General features: G+C 34.1%; 15 protein-coding genes and 1 pseudogene. 3 read left to right on the forward strand and 13 right to left on the reverse strand.

Annotation, left to right across the window (positions count from 1 at the left end):
* Positions 1-346 precede the first annotated feature (346 nt).
* On the reverse strand, positions 347-1,351 hold the full coding sequence (locus I130_RS15160; protein ID WP_034925183.1) for an LLM class flavin-dependent oxidoreductase: 1,005 nt from the start codon (positions 1,349-1,351) through the stop codon (positions 347-349).
* A 288-nt stretch (positions 1,352-1,639) separates the two neighbouring features.
* On the opposite strand from I130_RS15160, the gene I130_RS15165 reads away from it, so the two are divergent.
* Complete coding sequence (locus tag I130_RS15165) at positions 1,640-2,410, forward strand: RNA polymerase sigma factor (RefSeq protein WP_034925186.1); 771 nt, start codon at positions 1,640-1,642, stop codon at positions 2,408-2,410.
* 81 nt (positions 2,411-2,491) lie between these two features.
* Here I130_RS15165 and I130_RS15170 read toward each other — a convergent pair whose 3' ends face one another.
* From I130_RS15170 to I130_RS15180, 3 genes are read right to left on the reverse strand one after another with little or no spacing between them, the layout of a single operon-like run.
* Positions 2,492-3,676: an acetate/propionate family kinase gene (locus tag I130_RS15170; RefSeq protein WP_034925189.1), complete on the reverse strand. Its 1,185-nt coding sequence runs from the start codon at positions 3,674-3,676 to the stop codon at positions 2,492-2,494.
* Positions 3,673-5,799, reverse strand: a complete 2,127-nt coding sequence (gene pta / locus I130_RS15175) for a phosphate acetyltransferase (protein ID WP_034925192.1) — start codon at positions 5,797-5,799, stop codon at positions 3,673-3,675. The genes I130_RS15170 and pta overlap by 4 nt, the downstream gene beginning before the upstream one ends.
* A gap of 10 nt (positions 5,800-5,809) precedes the next feature.
* A complete protein-coding gene (locus I130_RS15180) occupies positions 5,810-6,175 on the reverse strand; it encodes an arsenate reductase family protein (protein ID WP_034925194.1) in 366 nt (121 codons plus the stop codon).
* A gap of 383 nt (positions 6,176-6,558) precedes the next feature.
* Between I130_RS15180 and I130_RS15185 the strand changes: the two genes are divergently transcribed.
* A complete protein-coding gene (locus tag I130_RS15185) occupies positions 6,559-7,380 on the forward strand; it encodes an SDR family oxidoreductase (protein ID WP_034925197.1) in 822 nt (273 codons plus the stop codon).
* A 159-nt stretch (positions 7,381-7,539) separates the two neighbouring features.
* Here the strand turns inward: I130_RS15185 and I130_RS15190 are convergent, their stop codons facing one another.
* The 3 genes from I130_RS15190 to I130_RS15200 all read right to left on the reverse strand — a co-directional run bounded on the left by I130_RS15190 (position 7,540) and on the right by I130_RS15200 (position 11,602).
* Positions 7,540-9,681: a catalase gene (locus I130_RS15190; protein WP_034925200.1), complete on the reverse strand. Its 2,142-nt coding sequence runs from the start codon at positions 9,679-9,681 to the stop codon at positions 7,540-7,542.
* Positions 9,682-10,038: 357 nt separating this feature from the next.
* Complete coding sequence (locus tag I130_RS15195; protein ID WP_051119739.1) at positions 10,039-10,371, reverse strand: nuclear transport factor 2 family protein; 333 nt, start codon at positions 10,369-10,371, stop codon at positions 10,039-10,041.
* A gap of 217 nt (positions 10,372-10,588) precedes the next feature.
* A complete protein-coding gene (locus tag I130_RS15200; RefSeq protein ID WP_034925205.1) occupies positions 10,589-11,602 on the reverse strand; it encodes a zinc-binding alcohol dehydrogenase family protein in 1,014 nt (337 codons plus the stop codon).
* Positions 11,603-11,776: 174 nt separating this feature from the next.
* Between I130_RS15200 and I130_RS15205 the strand changes: the two genes are divergently transcribed.
* Positions 11,777-12,661 carry an AraC family transcriptional regulator gene (locus I130_RS15205; protein WP_034925208.1) on the forward strand — a complete coding sequence of 295 codons (885 nt, stop codon included), beginning with the start codon at positions 11,777-11,779 and terminating at the stop codon, positions 12,659-12,661.
* A 133-nt stretch (positions 12,662-12,794) separates the two neighbouring features.
* On the opposite strand, the gene I130_RS15210 is transcribed toward I130_RS15205, so the two are convergent.
* The 6 genes and pseudogenes from I130_RS15210 to I130_RS15235 all read right to left on the reverse strand — a co-directional run bounded on the left by I130_RS15210 (position 12,795) and on the right by I130_RS15235 (position 17,946).
* Positions 12,795-13,529, reverse strand: a complete 735-nt coding sequence (locus I130_RS15210; protein WP_198012063.1) for a LytR/AlgR family response regulator transcription factor — start codon at positions 13,527-13,529, stop codon at positions 12,795-12,797.
* A 3-nt stretch (positions 13,530-13,532) separates the two neighbouring features.
* Entirely contained in the window at positions 13,533-14,570 is a 1,038-nt protein-coding gene (locus tag I130_RS15215) for a sensor histidine kinase (RefSeq protein WP_034925210.1), read from the reverse strand.
* A gap of 41 nt (positions 14,571-14,611) precedes the next feature.
* Complete coding sequence (locus I130_RS15220) at positions 14,612-15,019, reverse strand: DoxX family membrane protein (protein ID WP_034925213.1); 408 nt, start codon at positions 15,017-15,019, stop codon at positions 14,612-14,614.
* 67 nt (positions 15,020-15,086) lie between these two features.
* Positions 15,087-15,947, reverse strand: a complete 861-nt coding sequence (locus I130_RS15225) for a DUF6503 family protein (RefSeq protein WP_034925215.1) — start codon at positions 15,945-15,947, stop codon at positions 15,087-15,089.
* A 33-nt stretch (positions 15,948-15,980) separates the two neighbouring features.
* Positions 15,981-17,200: pseudogene (locus I130_RS15230) on the reverse strand (ABC transporter permease).
* Positions 17,201-17,202: 2 nt separating this feature from the next.
* Positions 17,203-17,946 (reverse strand): ABC transporter ATP-binding protein, encoded by a 744-nt coding sequence (locus I130_RS15235; protein WP_034925218.1) that lies wholly within the window; start codon positions 17,944-17,946, stop codon positions 17,203-17,205.
* Positions 17,947-17,952: the final 6 nt, after the last annotated feature.

Raw genomic sequence — 17,952 nt, forward strand, 5'->3', positions numbered from 1 at the left:
TAGAATCAGATAGAGATTTTAGGAAAAAAAAAACTCTCTCCTAATAATTACTTAATCATTATAATTTACGTTAAATATATATTAAAAATATCCGAATTTATATTAGTTGTAATATATATCAAATAAACATAAAAATTTAGCTATAAGTACTTAATTAATTCACAAAAGCTCCTAAAATTCAGGTACTTCCAATGTAAATAATATGAGATACTCAATTAATTGATCACAATAGACCTGTTTAATATCTTATTATTAATAATTGACACAAAATTTTACGTTACAGCTGTTTTTTTTAAAATATCCCCTACAAACTTTTTAGGGCCTTTCCAGTCTCTTTGAGGTTCATTTAATTCAACTCCTTCATGATCTCTGCAAATAATTCATAAGATCGAATCCTGTCTTTCAAATCATAAATATTAGTCACTGCAATAAGCTCATCGGCTTTGGTCTGCTCTATAAAATCTTTTACCTGAGCTTTTACAGTGGCTTTACTCCCAATAAAAGAATACTTCAGCATTTGGTGTATTTGAGGATGATTTAATATCTCCTCCAATTCACTGGTCATTGCTGTTGGCGGTTGTACGTAATCTCTTTTTCCAGTGAATATTCCAACGATCATGCGAATCAATGAGGTATATAAACGTTGGGCTTCTTCGTCTGTATCTGCAATAATAATGTTCACTCCAGCCATCACATAAGGTTCTTTTAAGTCTTCTGAAGCCTGGAATTCTTCACGGTAAATTTTCATCGCATCCCATAAGTGAGTCGTTGCAAAATGACTAGCAAATGCATAAGGCAGTCCCTTTTTTGCGGCTAGATGTGCACTATCTGTACTAGAACCCAAAATATAAAGGGGAACTTCCACTCCTTCTGCTACCGTAGCACGAACCTTAGCACTTGCATTCTCTGCAGAAAAGTATTTTTCAATCTTATCCAATTCGGCAGGGAAAGATTGTGCTGCTTGCATAAAATCTGATCGAATTGCTTGTGCAGTATCTCTATCTGTTCCAGGTGCTCTCCCCAAGCCTAGATCAATTCTGTTAGGATATAAAGACGCTAAAGTGCCAAATTGTTCTGCAATGATCAATGGCGAATGGTTTGGTAGCATAATTCCCCCAGAACCAATGCGAAGTGTTTTTGTACCTCCAGCTAAATAACCAATAAGAACAGAAGTAGCGCTACTTCCAATATTCGGTGCATTGTGATGTTCTGCCAGCCAATATCGGGTGTATCCAGATGCTTCAGCATGTTGCGCCAATTCAAGTGCACCATTATAAGTTTGTTGTAAAGATTGACCTTGGGAGACCAAGGCTAAATCTAGTATAGAATATTTTGTATGTTGAGTTTTCATAAATGTATAATCTATTATAATATCTGTCTAATACTAGAATAAAGCTAGTATCAAATCGGATAATTATTTAAAGGGATTTTGAATAGTATTAATCGGTATAAACACCAACAAATTACATAAAAAGTGTGCTAATTAAACATTAAGATAAGCTTTCGAATATAATTCATAGATAAATTGAATAATACCTTAAATCTCAGTAAATTAAAGTTTTCATTAGCTGATTCTTGTCATTTTTTATAAAGTCTCAAGTTTGCATCTTTATACCTAAACCTTTAAAATAGTCATCTTATGCAATCAAATATGTCTTATTACCAAAGCAAAAGGGAATTCCGTCTATTCGTAACAAAATCCTTTCCAGATCTTATTAAACTAAAAAAAGAAGACGAGAAAAAATCTTTTAATCAATTAATACTAAAGATAATTCCCGAATTAAGAAATTATATAAATAGAAGACTGAATACGGCGATAAAAAAAGGACATTTCTCCAAAGGGAAATATAAAGCCGATGATTTTATAGATCAATTATTCATTGAAATCTATGATAACATTGATGAAGTTGAAAATGAAAAGGATTTTTATCACTGGTTATTTATAAAGACCAATACCTTGTTGGAAGATACTATTATAGAAGAAGAATTTGATGATCTTTTCTTTAGAAATATCGATGATTATTCCAAACCAGAATGGGTAGAAATGCAGGAAAAATATAGCACAGATGGTGGCGGAGATCTACTTATGATCGAGGAATTGGATGATATGTCTTACAATCATAATGACTATACCTTAAATCACGTATTTATTGAGGATAAGGAAAAAGCCATGATTGAAAAAATTGATAAACATCTAAGTAAAGAGCAACTTCAACATCATATTGAAATGGTGCTACATAATTTACCTCCGGCAATGCGCCAGGTATTTGAATTATTTACTAAAGAAGAGCTAGCTCTAGAAGAAATTGCGCAAATAAGGAATAATACACTAGAAGAAGTCCATCAACTTTTAAAAGATGCTAAGAAAGCCTTACAAGTAAGTTTATTCAACAGATATTCTGCAGAATAATAATCTTAGAATATAAATAGGTTCAACTAGCAAATCATTAAAGAAGTATAGTTCTTTCAGCCATAAGCATATTGTAAAAAGTTAAGTAAGCAATGCAAAAGCCTGCTTCGCAATTTCTAATTCTTCATTGGTGGGAACAACTAGTATTTTTACCTTTGAAGTACTGGAATTAATTTCTCGCAATTCTTGAGATCTCTCTTCATTTTTGGTTTGGTCCAATTCAATTCCGAAGAAATCCAGATCTCTACATGCAAGCTTCCTTATTAAGCTCGAATTCTCCCCAATTCCTGCGGTAAAAATAATGGCATCTACTCCGTTCATTACCGCGACGTAGGTGCCAATAAATTTTTTAATTCGATAGGCATTCATCTCCAAAGCTAATATGCATTCTGAATTTCCCTTTGCAGCTTCCTTTTCTATATCTCTTAGATCATTGGAGCCAGTAAGACCTTGCATTCCACTTTCTTTTGTAAGAAGAGTATTTACTTCCTCCAAACTATACCCCAAACTATCTACTAAATAAAATATAATGGAATGATCTATATCACCACTTCGTGAGCCCATAATGAGTCCGTTAGTAGGTGCGAAACCCATACTATGATCTATACTTTTTCCGTTTTCAATTGCTGTCATACTGCATCCATTGCCCAAATGAATGCTTATAATTTTAGATTTTTCTAATTGCAGATATTCAATCGCTTTTTCTGAAACATACTTATGACTTGTGCCATGAAATCCATAGACTTGAATATCTTGGTCTTCATACAGATTATTAGGAATAGCATATTTCCTGGCCTTTTCTGGAATTGTTTGATGAAATGCAGTATCAAAAACAGCAATTTGCTTTGCAAAAGGAAAATATTCTTCGGCTACATAGATCCCTTCAAGATTGCTAGGATTATGCAATGGTGCCAAAGGAGCATATTGCTGAATCTTTTGTTTCACCTCAGGAGTAACTAAAGCAGTATTAGAAAATGAATTTCCTCCATGTACCACACGATGTCCCACTGCCTGAATTTCTTTGATATTCGAAATAACCCCATTTTCAAGATCAAGCAGGAGATCTACAATTATCTGCAGCCCTTGTTTGTGGGTAGGTATTACATGTGTTTGCTTAAGATCTACAGACTTGGTTTTGTAATTAAGAACGGCATCAGTTTCACCTATTCGCTCCACCAAACCACTGCAAATCATTTCTTCGGAAGGCATTTGTATTAACTGAAATTTTATAGAGGAACTTCCAGAATTAATTATCAATATATTCATGCTTCGTTTTTATTTTGAACATCTTGTGCTTGTATTGCCGTAACAATAACCGTATTAAAAATATCGTCTACTGTACAACCACGGCTTAGATCGTTAACTGGTTTATTTAATCCTTGAATGATAGGTCCAATGGCGAGAGCTTTAGTTTCTCGTTGCACCGCTTTGTAAGTATTATTTCCCGTATTAAGATCTGGAAAAATAAAGACATTGGCTTGTCCCGCAACTTCAGAATCTGGAAGTTTTAATTTACCTACTTTAATATCTACCGCTGCATCATATTGTATGGGACCTTCCACCTTGAGATCTGGCCTTTTCCTTTTAACAATCTCTGTTGCTTGTCTAACTCGCTCCACATCTGCACCCACTCCCGAAGAACCAGAAGAGTAAGATAACATTGCTATTTTAGGATCTATTCCAAAAGCCAAACTTGTAGCGGCAGATGAAATGGCAATTTCAGCTAATTGCTCTGAGGTAGGATTAGGATTAATCGCACAATCTCCATACACAGAAACGCGATCTTCCAAAAGCATAAAAAATACGGAAGAAACAATGGAAGCTTCGGGTTTCGTTTTTATAAACTGAAGTGCCGGAAGTATGGTATGTTGTGTGGTATGAACTGCTCCCGAAACCATCCCATCTGCATCTCCCTTATAAACCATCATTGTACCAAAATAAGAAACATCTTCCATGAGATCATTAGCCATTGATATATTTACATTTTTATGTTTTCTAAGTTCAAAAAGGGTATTTGCATACTCCTCAAAATGTTCAGATTCTATTGGATCTATGATATTGATGCTGCTTAAATCCAGACCAATTTCAAGCATCGCAACTTTTTCTTCAATCTGTTTTTTGTCTCCAAGCAAGGTGATCTTTACTGCATCCAGATCGACTAAAAGTTTTGTAGCTCTTAATATTCGTTCGTCCATTCCTTCAGGTAAAACGATATGCTTTTTAATTGATTTTGCCTGATTTAATAAGTTGTACCTAAACATTCTAGGTGTAATTCCTTTTGTTTTGAATGTAATAAGTCTTTCTATCAACGCATCTACGTCTACATATTTGTCAAAGTCTTGGATGGAAGAAGTTATCTTTTGTGTATTCTCTGCATAGATCTGTGATTTTATATTCCCAATACAATTGGTGACAGAATAGGTTCCTCCTGTTACTGAAATAATAGGAACAATCTCTGATAATCCTTCAATAAGTTTTATAATTGAATCTTCCGGAATCAATCCGCCAGTTAGTAAAATTCCAGAGATAGATGGATAGTTATCAGAAATATGTGCTTGCAGGGCTCCTAGAATAATATCTGCCCTGTCGCCTGGCGTGATCACCAAGCCATTTTCTTTTAAGTGTTTAAGATAGTTAGGTAATTGCATAGCTCCCACACTAAAACTACCAGCCTGATTATTTATATAAGACTCTCCAAAAAGTATTTTTCCGTCCAGAACATCTATAATTTCTTTGATCGACGGAAATCCTAAAACTGGATTCAGCGGAATAGCATTTACAATAACTTCTGAAGGCAAGTGTTCTTTCAATTCAGAAATCACTAAATTTTGATTTTCTACTTCTACCTTATTCGCAATCACGCATAAGACTTCTACTCCTTTATCCTTAAAAGAATCGAAAGCCATTTGCAGGTTGCCCACAAGTTCATCCAAGGATTTTCCAACTCCACTAGCTAAAATAATTGCAGGGACATTTAGATTTTTGGCGATTAGCACATTTATATCAAACTCTATAATAGAGCCCTCACCTACAAAACTAGTACCTTCTACCAAGACAAAATCAAAGCGATCTTCAATGGCTTTATACTTTTCAATGATCCTTCTTATGATCTCTTCGTCTTTATTTTCATTTTTCATTTTAATAACCTCACTGCGTTTAAAAGCATAAGCATCATTAAAATTTATATCCAAATTAAAATACGTGGAGACTGTATTTATATGGTTATCGATCTCCCCTATCTTGAAATCGTCTATTATCGGCCTAAAATAGCCGACTTTTGCTGCCTTTCCCAATAGCGCTTGCATTAATCCTAAAGAGACAATAGACTTCCCGCTGTTGGGTTCTGTGGTGGTAATATAAATGGCTTTGTTTGTTGGTTTATCGGTCATAAACTAGTAACTAAATATTAATAATATCTGTTGGAGTTTTTACTAAAATAGTAATATCACCTCTTAAAGCAATAGGTTGATTCATAATTTCTGGATTGTGCTGGATCATTTTTATCCAATCGTCTGTAGAGAATTCATGATGTTCAAATTGTGAGGTATAAGCAGGGTGTTCTTGATTTACAAGATCTGCAACTTTAAGATTTAATTTATCGGCAAGCTCTGCAATTTGAGTTCCGGTAAGTTTTGTTTTTAAGAGATCTATTTCCTGAATAGGAATGCCTTCAGCTTTTGCGTAGGCGAGAGTTTGTTTTGCTCTTCCTGAATTTGAGTTATAATATAATGTGATCTGTCTTTTTGAAGTGGCTATTTCTCCCATAATCTATACTTTACTGAAATGTTGATCCAGATGATGTTTAAAATCTTGTTTTTAAACTTTCCAGATATTCCTGCATTCTCTCTAATTATATGAGGTTTTTTTGCAGGAAATTATCTTCATAGGATTTTGTTCAAGATACAATACATCTCAGTATAATCGGTTTTATTACTTGTGGTAAGTTGAGTTATTTCAGTTAAGATCTTTTCTAGCTTCTGTTAGATAGAAAATATTTTTAATTTGAATTTATGAGAAGTAAAAGTTTGAAAAGTGGCTGTAGTAATATTGAAGTAATCTTTAAAATCTAGTTAATTCCAATCCTAAACTTTGCTAAAATTAAAGAGGTCTAAAGAGATCATTTTTATCTTGTTTAAAAATTATAAAAAATGACTAAGAAAACAATATTAATTACAGGAGCAGGATCGGGATTAGGAAAAGGAACCGCATTGGGCTTAGCAAAAAAAGGACATAAAGTTATTGCAGGAGTTCATAAATGGGAACAAAAATCCAGATTGTTAGAAGTCATTAAGAAAGAAGGTTTAGAAGATAAGATCCAGATCATAAAATTGAATATTTTAGATCCTATGGATTGCCAGAAAGCATGGGAATACGATGTAGATATCTTGGTGAATAATGCTGGAATTGGCCATTCTGGACCAGTTTCTGAAATGCCTGTAGATCTTATTCGAGAAGTAATGGAAACTAATGTGTTTTCTACTCTGGAATTTGCACAACCTTTTATTAAGAAAATGGTTGAAAAAGGAAAAGGAAAATTAATTTTCGTTTCCTCAATTGCCGGACTTACTACATCGCCTTACTTGGGAGCTTATAATGCCTCCAAACATGCGCTTGAAGCTATTGTGCAATCTTTGAGAGATGAACTAACCCCAATGGGATTGTCTGTTGCAACTATCAATCCTGGGCCTTATGAAACTGGCTTTAATGATAGAATGTATGATAACTATGTACAATGGTTTGATGAAGATTACCATTTCACCCCTAAGAAGAAGATAGAAGCTGCAGCCAAAGAAATGGGAGAAAACCAGTTTGATCCTCAAGAGATGATAGATAAAATGGTAGAAGTGATCCCACAGGATTCACATGAATTTAGAACTATCTTACCAAAAAAGTTTGTGAAGATGTGTAAAGAATATCAAGAGAATCAATATAAGGTTAAATCTACTGATGTAGATCCATCGAAGAAATAAGGTTTATTTAATGTATTTAAAGATCCCGAGAAACTTAGGTTTCTCGGGATTTTTAATTTTCTCTACATTTTCACTCCAAAATTTGAATTAATTCTGAAATTGATGCAACAAAAAAACCACCCTTTCGGATGGCTTTTAAATATAAAATGATATAATCAATTATACCGGAATAGAATCCGTAATACTTCTACGGTCCCAGTTACGGTGTTGTGCCATACTTTTCTTAAATGCTTCTGGTTGCTCATTTAGATGAACAGCTTTATCCTCCATATGATCTTTTACAAAAGTAGCTTTTAACAAGCGCTCCCCTTCTCCATCGGCAGCAATCGCCTTACAATGTTTAAAGGCTTCGTTCACAAATTTGATGAACTTGGCTTGTTTCAATAAGGCATCTACAGATTTTTTTCCATCTGGAATATAAACTGCATCAAAAAGAACACTTTCTGTGGTCATGATTGCAGCATCTAACTTGTGTTTATTATCGTCAGAATCCTTAACTGTTCCACCATGTGGTGCAATCAGTTTAGCTTTGGCTCCTTCTTTCTCTAACATATCTTTCATCGCATTAAAGCTCTTCGCATCAAAACCATCTGCCAACAACACAGCTACCTGGCGGGTAGCAATACTATTAAACTTGGTATTTGCCTGGCTTAATGCGGGAGAAGCATCCAGATAATTTTTCTTAGGTCCCGGTTCGTGCTTCTTAGGATCTGCATCTGCACCAATAGCCTGATTAATTGGTTTCTGGATATTATTAGGAACTTTCATTCCTAATCCATCTGCTACTTTGCCGGCTAGATCTTCGTCTATTTGAGCAATAAGCCACAACATACGCTCCTTAATATGGTCATGCATACATTTACCCAACTCAAAAGTATAGGCTCCTGCTACATGCTCTTGTTCCCATGATGCTAAGCTTCGGTAAAAAAGTGCAGGTTGAGAGAAATGATCACTAAAACTTTCACTTCGACTACGGATCTTTTTAGCATCTATGCGCTCTTCATAAGAATGAAATGCACCTTCAGACATTTTAGCAAGATGAGGGCATCCTCCACTTAAAGAGTTTGGAAAATAAGCAGTTTGTCCTTTTGGAATACTCGCTTGCATTTGTCCATCCCGTTGATTGTTATGAATTGGAACTACGGGTTGGTTTATTGGAATCTGATGGAAGTTAGGAGTTCCCAATCTAGAGAGTTGTGTATCTCTATAAGAAAACAAACGGCCTTGCAAAAGTGGATCGTTAGAAAAGTCAATTCCAGGAACTATATGTCCTGGTAAGAAAGCTACCTGCTCGGTTTCAGCAAAGAAGTTTTCAGGATTTCTATTTAATACCATTTTCCCAACGATTGTCACAGGAACCATTTCTTCTGGGATCAGTTTTGTAGGATCTAATAGATCGAAATCAAATTTATGTTCATCTGCTTCAGGAACTATTTGTAAGCCTAATTCCCATTCCGGGAATTGTCCAGCTTCAATAGCATCCCAAAGATCACGACGGTGGAAATCGGCATCGGCTCCATTAATTTTTACTGCTTCTTCCCAAGTTACAGAATGCACTCCTAATTTTGGTTTCCAATGGAATTTCACAAAATGAGATTCATTCTTCTCGTTAATCAATCTAAAGGTATGAATTCCAAAACCTTCCATCATTCTCAAACTCCGCGGAATAGCACGGTCACTCATTGCCCAGATATGATTATGCAAGGTTTCTGTAGTTAGCGAAACAAAATCATAAAAAGTATCGTGTGCAGAAGCTGCCTGTGGAATTTCTTTATTTGGTTCAGGTTTTACAGAGTGAATAAGATCTGGAAACTTCATAGCATCTTGAATAAAGAAAATAGGCATGTTATTACCTACCAAATCCCAGGTTCCTTCTTCTGTATAAAATTTAACTGCAAAGCCTCGAACATCACGTGCCAGATCTGGAGAACCTTTAGAACCCGCTACTGTAGAAAAACGGACAAATACGGGAGTCCTTCTATTGGTATCGGTAAGTATCCCAGCTTTTGTGAATTCCGACATGTCTTTAGATAGTTCGAAATAGCCATGCGCACCACTCCCACGAGCGTGTACAATTCTTTCTGGAATACGTTCATGATCAAAATGTGATATTTTTTCTCTCAGTAGAAAATCTTCCAACAAAGTAGAACCTCGTTCTCCAGATTTAAGAGAGTTATTGGTATCGTTTACTTTAAGCCCTTGATTGGTAGTCATGGTGCTATCTTTCATTTCCCAATGATCCTTTTTTAGCTGCTCGATCTTTTTGGTTTCAGCATTATCTTGCTTCGATTTTTTTGCCATTATTATGGTATTTAGTGATTATGATATTTGCTTTTAGAATTCTAAATTTTTGATTATTCAGAATTTGCTACTAAAATTAATCATAAAACCAACTAAGGACAATCTTTTAAGAAGCTTTTAGGTTTTGAGTAGAATTTGGTTTTTTAGTCACACTTAAAAAACATATTATTAAGATTGAAATATAATATAAAATACTGATTTTAAATAAATTGGATTCAGTAAACAAGAAGATTTATTTTTTAAAAATGAGGGAATAATAATAAACCTTGCCTTTTAAATTGCTTGAAATTCAATGTTTAAAAGACACTAATTAGGAATTTTAGCCTACTGAGCTAATAGTTATTTGAAATGTGATATTTAGTACATCGTATTTTTATTCGCAAAAGTTTTAGGAATTTGTTGGATGGAATCCCAATGTTCACATTTTTTCCCTTTTTCATCAAAACGAAAAAAGTCCATAGTAACATATTCATCATAGTCTGGCCAAGTTTGGTGGGTATGTAAAGATTCCAGGTCACCTTCTGCAATGCATCGTAAAAATTCGATGGTTTTTTCAGGATACTCTTGTTGCATTCGGTCGAAATATGCTATAAATCCTTTAGTGCCATTAGCAACATTAGGATTATGCTGAATATAATCATCACCAATATATAATTCAATGGCCTTAGAAGGATTCCCTTCATAGGCCATTTTATAAAATGCGATGGCATTCTATTTATTTTCTTCTTAAATTAACTATTTTGAAACAGAGCCATCGAGTTATCAAAATCAAGATCGCTGCGCTACAAGAACCAAGAAACTAGATTTTTTTGTCTTAAATCTCGATTCTTGAATCTTGTTTCTTAAAAGTATCGATACTAAACCGGGGCAGAGCCTTGGGGAATTCTATCGATTAAAAGAAAGATGTTTAGAATAAAATCACGGTTTTACCAATAGACTTACCAGATTCTTGAAGTCTATGTGCTTCTTTTAAATTCTCTACCGTAAAGCCATTTAAAGTAGTTGTTAAGGTAGATTTTAAAGTGCCGTTATCCAGAAGATCTGCAACATGGTTTAAAATCTCGTGTTGTCTTTCTATATCTTCTGTGGTGAACATAGATCGGGTGTACATTAACTCCCAAGAAAAAGTAACACTTTTATTTTTCAGCAGATCTAGATTTAAAGGCTTACTACTACCTGTAATAGATACAATATGCCCCTGTGGTTTAATGATCTCTGTTGCAGTTTCCCAATAGCCTTCAAGATCTACAAAATCTAAAATATAGTTAACCTGGCTATAACCAATTTTTTCTAAATCTTCTTTTAAATGATGGTGATTTACTACAAAATCTGCTCCTAGATCTTTACACCATTCAATAGAATCTTCGCGAGAAGCCGTGGCGATTACGGTTAAATTTCCTAATTTCTTAGCTAACTGAATAGCGATAGAACCTACTCCCCCAGCACCAGCCAAGATCAACACCGATTTCCCTTTGTCTTTTTCCGGGTCTATTCTGATACGGTCAAACAAGGCTTCATAAGCAGTTAAACTAGTTAAAGGCATAGCAGCTGCTTCAGCAATACTCAGGTTTTTAGGTTTCTTGCCAACAATGCGCTCATCTACCAATTGAAATTCTGCATTACTTCCGCTTCTGGTAATATCGCCAGCGTAAAATACAGCATCGCCCACTTTAAATTTAGAGGTCTTCTCTCCTACTGCTTCTACAATTCCAACAGCATCCCAACCAATAACTTTGGGAGTTTCTAAAACTTCATCTCTAGCTGCGTTCTGCCGTATTTTAAAATCAACCGGATTCACAGAATTTGCCTGAACCTTTACTAAAATGTCATATCCTTTAGGTGAAGGTGTTTCAGTTTCAAACTCAATGAAACTTTCTTTATCTGATATTGGTAATGATTTTTTAAATCCTATTGCTTTCATAATTTGTGTTTTCTAAATGCTTCAATTTACTTTTAAAGTCAGTACAAAGATATAGTAGAATTACCGGCATAATTGGTATAATAAAAGGGTATTTATGTATTTTTAAAGGAAAATTGAAAGATAATTTCGCTTTATATTCAAATATTATATAGTTTTGACCTAAAACTGAGTGATATGCAAGTTTTAGAAGCTTATAAACCTTTCGAAATACAAGAAATTGAATTATCCGATTGGAAACAACGTCCTGTAAAGAACAATTTTTTTGAATTGGTTTTTATAAAAGATGGGGAAGGCACACAATGTATTAACTATAACGAAACTCCGTATGGCAAAGACAGCATATTTTTGCTGCCATCTTTAAAGTGCCATTCCTTTAATATTAAAAGCCCTACCCAGTTTGTCTTCTTAAAATTTACAGATTCAATTTTTAAAAACTCCAATCGAATTACGATAGATAGAAATGAATGGTTTAAGGAAGCTTCCTATATCCTCTCTAATTACAATCAGTTGCCTGGAGATATTATAAAAAATGATGTAGATAGACAGCATTTGAAGAGTCTTATATCTATGATCTTACAGGAATCAAGGAATTATGGAGATGAAGCGCTTGTACTTATTACGAGCTTAATGACTAGTGTTTTGGAAATCCTCATCAGAAATATTAAAAAAGCTGATTTTTATGAGGTGAAGGAAACGAATGCTGATGAAAGAATTACAAAGATGCTCACATATATTAATAAGCATATAGATAATCCCGCTTTTTTAAGAGTGGAGCATTTGGCAAGTACATTTTCTATGTCACCAACTTATGTGAGTGAATTCTTTAGAAAACAAGTACATATTTCGCTGCGTGAATATATTATTAAAGCCAAGCTTAAGCTGGTGGAAATTCGTTTGTTGAATTCTGATTATACCTTAACTGAAATTGCAGATGAATTGGCATTTACAGATGTGAGTCATCTTTCGAAAACCTTTAAACGTTATGTAGGAATGTCCATTAGGGAGTTTAAGAATAAAGGGGAATACATGCTTTTAAAGCGTAGTGCCTGTACTAGTTAATTCTATATTTTTAAGCTCTATGTTTTACATATTTACTCCACTTATAACTCTCGACATCATTCGGGACCAACTCCACACGCTATCAATCATCAAGTCAATATAAGTGGTTGATTCATTGAAAACATTTAATGTATTATGGCTTGAAAGAATTTTTATTTACAAAAGCCAAAAAATTAGGTTTGTACTGCTCTGAAACCGTAATGCGTTGGTTGTTGATGATTATCTGACTACGCTCGATAACTTCAATGTTTTTTAAAGAAACTATAAACGATCGATGCACACGCATAAATTTAGTCTCTGGCAATTCTTCTTCTAGAGCTTTTAAACTCATTAATGTTAGAATAGGTTTTGGATTATCTTTCAGCCAAATTTTAATATAATCTTTAAGTCCTTCAAAATATAAGACATCTGATAGTTTAATGCGGAGTTGTTTGTATCCGGATTTCACGAAAAGGAATTCTTTTTCTTCGGAAATGATATTTTCCTGTTTTCCTTTTACCAACTTAAACCAACTATGTGCTTTATTGGCTGCTGCAAGAAATTCGGCGTAATCAAATGGTTTTAAAAGATAATCTAAAGCTTCCACTTTAAAGCCTTCTAAGGCATATTGATCAAAAGCAGTAGTGAAAATAACTCGAGTATCTTTAGGAAGCATTTTAGAAAATTCGATTCCGGTTAGATCTGGCATTTGAATGTCTAAGAATAATAGATCTACAGATTCGGTTTTAATAAATTCCATCGCATCTATAGCACTACTACACTTTTTTTTGAGTACTAAAAAAGGAGTTTTTTCAACATAAGATTCTACTAAATTCAGAGCCATTGGTTCATCATCTACAATAACACAAGATATTTTTATGCTACCCATATTTTAGCTGGTTTCAATTTCTAATTGCACTACAAATCGATTTTCTATTACGCTGGTTTTAAAGCTATTTTTGTTTGGATATAACAACTCCAAACGCTTCTCAACGTTAGGAAGTCCTATTCCAGAACCACTTTTATCATTTATTTTTTTGGGGAAATTATCATTTTCAATACTAAAGAATACTGTTTTATTATTAGTAGTCATGTTTATAAGAATAGAACTTTCTTTACTAGCCGACACTCCATGTTTAAAAGCATTTTCAATTAATGAAATGAATAATAAGGGCGCTATTTTAATTCCAGTTTCTTGTGAAGGAAAACAATAAGTTACTTCTGTTTTATCTGACACCCGCAATTTCATTAAATCTATATACTTTTTCATGAAATCTATTTCCTTAGAAAGTGAAACCAATTCCTCATTGGTATCATACAACATATAACGCATGAGTTTACTTAAACTATGTATAGATGATTTGGCTTGTTCTGGTGAAATATCTACTAATGCATAGATGTTGTTTAACGAATTAAAAAAGAAATGTGGCTGCAACTGATAATGCAGATGTTGCAGTTCAGACTTAAGTTTAATGTTTACAGCTTCTTTACGTTCAGCCTCTGTTTGTACCCAGCGTTTAGTAGTTTTTACAGCAATAGAAAACAATAAAGGCGCGAAATAGGAAAGCATTTGTACATAAATAAACATTTTGAAAGGTGGTCCCGCAGCATTCTTATCTTGCCGCGACTTGCGCATGAGATCTTGAAAGTAGACTTCTTCAATGTATTCTTTGAGTAACAGAAAAAAAACAATAATTACCCCATTTACAATCACAAAAAGCATGGTTTTTTTATTAAATAAAAACCGATCAATTAGAAAAAAATAATTGATGTAAAAGATCAAAGCATAAAATACCAACGGAAGCCAAAAATGTGCAATCACTCTATTCAGCTCCTGTTCTTCTCCGTATGACAATATATAAGGCATACTGAATAATACAATCCACACTAGTACATGTGATAAGATTGTTATTTTCTGGTTTTTATGCATTTGTATTTTTGAATATATTATGTGGTATAAAAACGGCTATTTTATTTCTTAAATTTCTTCGTTGAATCTAGCGACCATGCATTATAATCCAAATTCCACAAGAGAAATGCAAAAATAATAGCATGAATTAATTGAGAATCAATTACAGGCCAATTCTCCATCGCCGTACTACCAAAGACTAAAACTGTCATTGTTAGAATACTTGCAACAAGCACTTGTTTTGTTAGTAGTCCCAAAATTAAAAGAAGTCCTAATATAAACTCTGCGACTGTCAAAACGTAACCAAATGGTTCGACTAACATTTCTGGTATTATAGTGGTCTGAAATTTATCTACCATCCCATTGCTGAAGGCTTCAATTTTAGGAAGCCGCACAAGTCCGTGGCCAAACATACTCACCCCAATTATAACGCGTAAAAGAAAATAAGTGAGTTTCTGATTATTTTTCATTTTGAGCTTTTTAGGATAGTTATTTAATTAATTTACTCTTTGCTCTATCATTTGGCTTTTTCAAAAGCTATAAATCCTGAACAGGGATATTGTTTTCCTTTTTAAAATCTTTTTTTGTGATACTTGTATTGAATTTAATATCAGACCAAGTTACTCGTGTCCAAGGTTCTTCTGATACCTCAGCATCCCAGGTCGATTTTTTGTATTTGCGTTGTGTTGGTATTAAAATTCCATCAATATTTTCATATTTCAACAGCATTAAATTAGGGATTTCCATCACCCCAAAATCTGCTACAGTAAAGAGAAATTGATCTACTAAAGCTGTTTTCCTGTTTATATAAAGTTGGTAAATATCTGTTGGTTTATCGTCTTCAGTTTCAAACGTGACCTTTACGATATCATAAAACTGATTGCTTATCGTTTTCTCTCCTAAATACTCGTAATTTAAACCAGGATCCAATAATTTTTGCATCATGGTAAACCAGTAAAAATTAGTGGGACGATTAAAAATAACTTTTTTTAAAAGCGCTGTTTCATCAAGGATATTTCCATTATGTTTTAGCCAGAATTCCTTTCCGTCATAACCTTGTTCTATTAATCCTTCTAGTTCGGGTAAAGTCCTTTCGTGGGTCTTATAATTTCCGTAAGATAGCTCTCCATCAAAAAGGTAAATTTCTGTAGATACATCTTTTTTATTATCGGGGGTTTGATAGGTATAAGTATATTTTACATTTTTCTTGCTGAATAAACTATTATAGTCTCCCACTTTCTGTGACATTCCATAGACCAATTCGTGTCCCTTATTTTGAAATATCATTGAGGACTCCTCATTAGCTGATGAGTCTTCATTCGATTTTGTATTATTTTTATTATTGCATGAAACGAACAAACAACTTAAAATTACGATAGCTAAAAAATTGAATCTCATATTTGAATTTACAAATTAGTTTTTGTTTAAACATTACTCATAACGCAGCGCTGTGATTGGATCTAAAGCTGATGCTTTTCTCGCAGGGTACCATCCAAAAAATATTCCTGTTAAAGCACATACCACAAAAGATATCACAATAGAATACAAAGCTACACTGGTAGGCCAATTTAAGAATTTCTCAATGAAAACCGTTGCTCCTAGGCCTAACAATACTCCCAATATTCCGCCGGTGATGCTTATTAATATGGCTTCAATTAAAAACTGCATTAAAATATCCGACCCCTTTCCTCCTACTGCCATACGTAAACCGATTTCTTTTGTGCGTTCCTTTACAGAAACGTACATAATATTCATAATTCCAATACCACCAATTAATAATGAGATACTTGCAATTGCCACTAATAGAATAGTTAACATATCACTTGTAGAACTAAATGTTGAAATTAATTCTTCCATGGAACGCACATGAAAATCGTCTTCTTCATTATCAGATAATTTATGCTGTGTACGTAAAATTTCAGTCACTTGAGTAACGGCATCAGGTGCACTTTCTTCACTAATTGCAGATGCAACCACTTGTTCTAAATGGTCTATTGCCAAAATACGTTTTTGTACTGTAGTGTAGGGCGCAATCACCACATCATCTTGATCTTGACCAAAGGTGTTTTCTCCTTTTTCTTCTAAAACACCAATTACTTTAAACGGAATATTATTAAACCGAATCATTTGGCCTACGGGTCTTGGCCATCAGTAAAAATATTGTCTACCACCGTTTGACCAATTATAGCCACCTTTGAAGCCGATTTTACTTCTGAATCTGTAAACATGCTTCCGCTTTGTAAATCGACTACTTTAATCTTCAAATAGTCTGGATTAACGCCATAAATACTAGATGGCCAGTTGTTCGAGCCATTAATTACTTGTCCTGAGCCATCAACCACTGGGGATATGTAGGTTAATAAGCTTGCTTGTTCCTTAATGGCAAAATAATCATCGAGCGTTAATGTTTCCATAGCGCTTCGTTCTTGTCTTACGCCACCACGTACATCCGATCCTGGTCTAACAGTTATCATGTTAGAACCCATACTTGAAATGGTTTCTCTAATACTTTCTTTGGAGCCTTCACCAATAGCCAACATTGCTATTACAGATGCCACACCTATGATAATTCCTAACATGGTTAGCAAGGTTCTGGTTTTATTGAGAATGATAGCTTTGCTAGCAATTTTAAATAAATTTAATAGTCTCATAATTAATCCTCTTGTTTAGGTAATTTGGCTAATTGTTCCGCAGCAGATTGTACATTTAGATTATTATAATCTTGCATGATCTTTCCATCTTTTAATACAACCGTTCTGTTACTAAATTTCGCGATATCCGATTCGTGCGTCACAAATGTGATGGTTATGCCTTGCTTATTTAAATCTTGAAATAAGGACATGATTTCATACGAAGTTCTTGTATCTAGATTTCCTGTAGCTTCATCTGCAAGGATCATAACCGGATTGTTTACCAGCGATCTAGCAATAGCAACACGTTGTTGTTGCCCTCCGGAAAGCTGTGAAGGTGTATGATCCATTCTGTCACTTAAACCAACCATGTCTAGCGCTTTAATTGCTCGTTCTCTCCGTTCTTGTGTTGATACCTTACTGTTATATAATAAAGGAAGTTCTACGTTCTCCAGAGCAGATGTTCTTGCTAATAAGTTATATGATTGAAAAATAAATCCAATCTTTTCGTTTCTAATTGTGGCCAACTCATTTCTACTCAAATCCTTTACACGCACTCCATCAATTTCATAGATTCCTGAAGTTGGTTGGTCTAGGCAACCTAAAATATTGAGCATTGTACTTTTGCCAGAACCACTAGATCCCATAATGGTTACAAATTCTCCTTCTTTTATGCTAAACGAAATACCTCTTAAGGCATGAACAGTTTCGGTTCCCATGATAAACTCACGTTTTAAATCTTCTATTTTTATGATTTCTTTAGTCATGGTTGT

The sequence above is a fragment of the Gillisia sp. CAL575 genome (genome assembly GCF_000403785.1).
In the GTDB taxonomy this organism is placed as follows: Bacteria; Bacteroidota; Bacteroidia; order Flavobacteriales; family Flavobacteriaceae; genus Gillisia.

Bases quoted from the DNA above. Each gene is read 5' to 3' on its own strand.
- I130_RS15160 (WP_034925183.1), bottom strand. From the start codon at position 1,351: ATGAAAACTCAACATACAAAATATTCTATACTAGATTTAGCCTTGGTC.
- I130_RS15165 (WP_034925186.1), top strand. From the start codon at position 1,640: ATGCAATCAAATATGTCTTATTACCAAAGCAAAAGGGAATTCCGTCTA.
- I130_RS15170 (WP_034925189.1), bottom strand. From the start codon at position 3,676: ATGAATATATTGATAATTAATTCTGGAAGTTCCTCTATAAAATTTCAG.
- pta (WP_034925192.1), bottom strand. From the start codon at position 5,799: ATGACCGATAAACCAACAAACAAAGCCATTTATATTACCACCACAGAA.
- I130_RS15180 (WP_034925194.1), bottom strand. From the start codon at position 6,175: ATGGGAGAAATAGCCACTTCAAAAAGACAGATCACATTATATTATAAC.
- I130_RS15185 (WP_034925197.1), top strand. From the start codon at position 6,559: ATGACTAAGAAAACAATATTAATTACAGGAGCAGGATCGGGATTAGGA.
- I130_RS15190 (WP_034925200.1), bottom strand. From the start codon at position 9,681: ATGGCAAAAAAATCGAAGCAAGATAATGCTGAAACCAAAAAGATCGAG.
- I130_RS15195 (WP_051119739.1), bottom strand. From the start codon at position 10,371: ATGGCCTATGAAGGGAATCCTTCTAAGGCCATTGAATTATATATTGGT.
- I130_RS15200 (WP_034925205.1), bottom strand. From the start codon at position 11,602: ATGAAAGCAATAGGATTTAAAAAATCATTACCAATATCAGATAAAGAA.
- I130_RS15205 (WP_034925208.1), top strand. From the start codon at position 11,777: ATGCAAGTTTTAGAAGCTTATAAACCTTTCGAAATACAAGAAATTGAA.
- I130_RS15210 (WP_198012063.1), bottom strand. From the start codon at position 13,529: ATGGGTAGCATAAAAATATCTTGTGTTATTGTAGATGATGAACCAATG.
- I130_RS15215 (WP_034925210.1), bottom strand. From the start codon at position 14,570: ATGCATAAAAACCAGAAAATAACAATCTTATCACATGTACTAGTGTGG.
- I130_RS15220 (WP_034925213.1), bottom strand. From the start codon at position 15,019: ATGAAAAATAATCAGAAACTCACTTATTTTCTTTTACGCGTTATAATT.
- I130_RS15225 (WP_034925215.1), bottom strand. From the start codon at position 15,947: ATGAGATTCAATTTTTTAGCTATCGTAATTTTAAGTTGTTTGTTCGTT.
- I130_RS15235 (WP_034925218.1), bottom strand. From the start codon at position 17,946: ATGACTAAAGAAATCATAAAAATAGAAGATTTAAAACGTGAGTTTATC.